The 3,723-nt window shown below is 45.3% G+C and carries 1 protein-coding gene; it reads left to right on the top strand.

Annotation, left to right across the window (positions count from 1 at the left end):
• Nucleotides 1–3,630: Ig-like domain-containing protein (locus tag FC36_RS07355; RefSeq protein WP_156409548.1), on the top strand; the 3,630-nt coding region annotated here is incomplete at its 5' end.
• Nucleotides 3,631–3,723: the final 93 nt, after the last annotated feature.

The following is a 3,723-nucleotide window of genomic DNA, read 5'->3' as shown; positions in this document are numbered from 1 at the left end:
GAAGCTGTAGAAGCAGTAAACAAGACCGGTTTAGAAGACTCAATCACAGCAGGTGACAAGTTATCCGAAGACGGTAACGTAACTACCGATGACGGAACAGAAGTTCCTGTAGACCCAGCGGACAAGGAGGCTTTAGACAAGGCCCTTGCAGCCGGTAAGGCAGTGGACAATAATCCATCCGCAAGCCAAGCAAATGTGGACGCAGCGAAGAAGGCAATTGATGACGCAATGAATGCCATCAAGAACAAAGCTAACCAAACTAGCGCTCAACCAACTGACGTTCAATCTGTGAAGGATGCCCAAGGTACAGCAGTTACAGGTAAGGCAACGCCAGGCTCAACAGTGGAAGTTAAAGACCAAGACGGTAACGTTTTAGGCACAGCTGAAGCTGATAAAGATGGTAACTTTACAGTGCCAGTATCAGGCGATGTATCAGGTGACTTGCACGTAACAGCGCAAGAACCAGGTAGGAAGGCAAGCGAAGCTGTAAAAGCAGTAGACAAGACCGGTTTAGAAGACTCAATCACAGCAGGTGACAAGTTATCCGAAGACGGTAACGTAACTACCGATGATGGAACGAAAGTTCCTGTAGACCCAGCGGACAAGGAAGCCTTAGATAAGGCCCTTGAAGCCGGTAAAGCAGTGGACAATGATCCATCCGCAAGCCAAGCCAATGTGGACGCAGCGAAGAAGAAAATTGATGACGCAATGAAGAACATCAAGGACAAAGCTAACCAAACTAGCGCTCAACCAACGAATGTTCAAGCTGTGAAGGATGCCAACGGAACTAACGTAACAGGTAAGGCAACGCCAGGCTCAACAGTGGAAGTTAAAGACCAAAACGGTAACGTTGTAGGTACAGCTAAAGCTGATGAAAATGGTAACTTCACAGTGCCAGTATCAGGCGATGTATCAGGTGACTTGGCCGTAACAGCCAAAGAACCAGGTAAGCAAGTTAGTGCCGCTACTCCAGTAGAAACACCTAAGGTTGACAAGTCAGCACTCGAAACTTCAATTGAAAAGGGTGATGCTGTTCAAGATGCTACACAAGCTGAAAAAGATGCACTTGATAAAGCACTTCAAAAGGGTAAAGATGTACGCGACAACCCTGCTTCAACCCAAGCTGACGTTGATAAGGCACAACAAGATATCGAAGATGCTCTTAACCGTATTAACGGTAAGAGTGTGGCTCCATCTGATGTTAAGGTATCTGACAATGGTACAACCGTAACAGGTAAAGCCGCTCCAGGTGCCGAAGTCGTAGTAGCCGACAAGGATGGCAACGTTCTTGGAAAAGCTACTGCTGACAAGGATGGTAACTTTGAAGTTAAGTTATCAACGCCACAAACGAATGGTGAAAAATTAGCTGTTTCCGCTAAGGAAGAAGGTAAAGATCCAGCTGCAACTACAGCCGTAGCACCTAAGGTTGACAAGTCCGGCTTACAAAGCGCAATTAAGGATGGCAATGAAGTTGCTAATACTTCTAAAGATGACATTGCTAACTTAGAAGAAGCTTTAGATAACGGTAATGACGTAAATGAAAAAGCTTCTGCAACTCAAAAAGAAGTTGATGATGCTAAGAAGGCTATCGAAGATGCCCTTAACCGTATTAACGGTAAGAGTGTGGCTCCATCTGGCGTTGAAGTAGCTGACAATGGTACAACCGTAACAGGTAAAGCCGCTCCAGGTGCAGAAGTCGTAGTAGCCGACAAGGATGGCAACGTTCTTGGTAAAGCTACTGCTGACAAGGATGGCAACTTCGCAGTTGAATTATCAACGCCACAAACGAATGGTGAAAAATTAGCCGTTTCCGCTAAGGAAGCTGATAAGCAACCAGCGACAACTACAGCCGTAGCACCTAAGGTTGACAAGTCTGGCTTAAACCAAGCAATCGCTGACGGTAAGGAAGCAACGCAAGGTGACAACTATGCTCAAGCAAACCAAGCTGATAAGGACGCCTTAGATAAGGCACTTGAAGCAGGTAAGCAAGTAACAGCTAACCCAGCTGCAACTCAAGTTGAAGTAAACAATGCTAAGAAGGCTATCGAAGATGCCCTTAACCGTATTAACGGTAAGAGTGTGGCTCCATCTGGCGTTGAAGTAGCTGACAATGGTACAACCGTAACAGGTAAAGCCGCTCCAGGTGCAGAAGTCGTAGTAGCCGACAAGGATGGCAACGTTCTTGGTAAAGCTACTGCTGACAAGGATGGTAACTTTGAAGTTAAGTTATCAACGCCACAAACGAATGGTGAAAAATTAGCTGTTTCCGCTAAGGAAGCTGATAAGCAACCAGCGACAACTACAGCCGTAGCACCTAAGGTTGACAAGTCCGGCTTGCAAAGCGCAATTAAGAACGGTACTGAACATGCAAACAAGGTTCAAGACGATATTTCTGCTTTAGAAAAGGCTCTTGACAACGGTAAGAAGGTTGACGCAGATGCTTCAGCTAGTCAAGCAGAAGTTGATCAAGCCCAAAAGGCTATCGAAGAAGCAATTGCAAATACTACTGGTAAGAGTGAAGCGCCATCTGGTGTGAAAGTTTCCGCTAATGGTACAAGCTTAACAGGTAAGGCTAAGCCAGGTGCGACTGTAACCGTAACAGATAAGGCTGGTAACAAGCTTGGTACAGCAATTGTCGATGAAGATGGTAACTTTACTGTTACTTTTGCTGAAAAACCACAAACTAATGGTGAAGAATTAGTCGTTACTGCTCAAGAAACAGGTAAAGACGCTGCTTCTGCAGCAGCAGTTGCGCCAAACGTTGACAAGGCTAACTTACAAGCTGCAATTGATGAAGCTAAGCAATTCCAAACAACGGATGTTTACGCTAATGCTGCTCAGGCAGATAAGGATACGTTGGCTAAGGTCTTGATGAATGGCCAAGCTGTGATGGTTGATGCTGCAGCTAGCCAAGCGGAAGTTGACGCTGCGGAACAAGCTATCCGTAGTGCAATGAAAGCAATTCAAGACAAGGCAAACCAATCAAGTGCTGCCCCAGCTAATGTGAAGGTTTCTGAAAATGGTAGTCAAGTAACAGGTGAAGCTACACCAGGTGCAACTGTGACAGTGGCTGATAAGAATGGTAACGTTCTAGGAACGGCCGTTGCTGATGCAAATGGTAACTTCGTAGTTGTCTTAACGACACCACAAACAGCAGGTCAAGAATTAGCAGTTACCGCTCAAGAAGCAGGTAAGAAAGCAAACTCAACTTCTGTAGTGGCACCTAAGATTGATAAGTCAGGCTTACAAACAGCGGTTGATGCAGGCCGAGACTTCCAAGCAACAGCTGCTTACGCAAATGCGTCTCAAGCAGCTAAGGATGACTTGAACAAGGCATTAACAAATGGTCAAGCTGTGCTAGCAGATACTACTGTGAGCCAAGCGGAAGTTGATGCTGCTCAACAAGCAATCCTTGAAGCAATGAAGGCCCTTGCCGGTGCTAAGGATGTTACTGATACGACAACTAACGTTCAAGCTAATGACAATAAGAAGGCAACAAGTGCTGAAAATGGTCAAAAGCAACTCCCACAAACGGGTGAAGAAAAAGCTGCCACAGGTATGGTTGGATTAGCTGCAATTCTTGGAGCATTTGGTTTATTGGGTGCTACTAAGAAGCGCAAGGAAGACTAATTTTTAGTAAGTCTAATAATTATACTGGTAATTAAACCAGTTGAACCTCCCAAGAGAAATTCTTGGGAGGTTTTTTGTATTCTTACTGTAAGC

Source organism: Ligilactobacillus equi DSM 15833 = JCM 10991 (assembly GCF_001435735.1).
GTDB classification, from domain to species: Bacteria; Bacillota; Bacilli; order Lactobacillales; family Lactobacillaceae; genus Ligilactobacillus; species Ligilactobacillus equi.
This window is presented reverse-complemented; position numbering and strand designations above follow the sequence as displayed.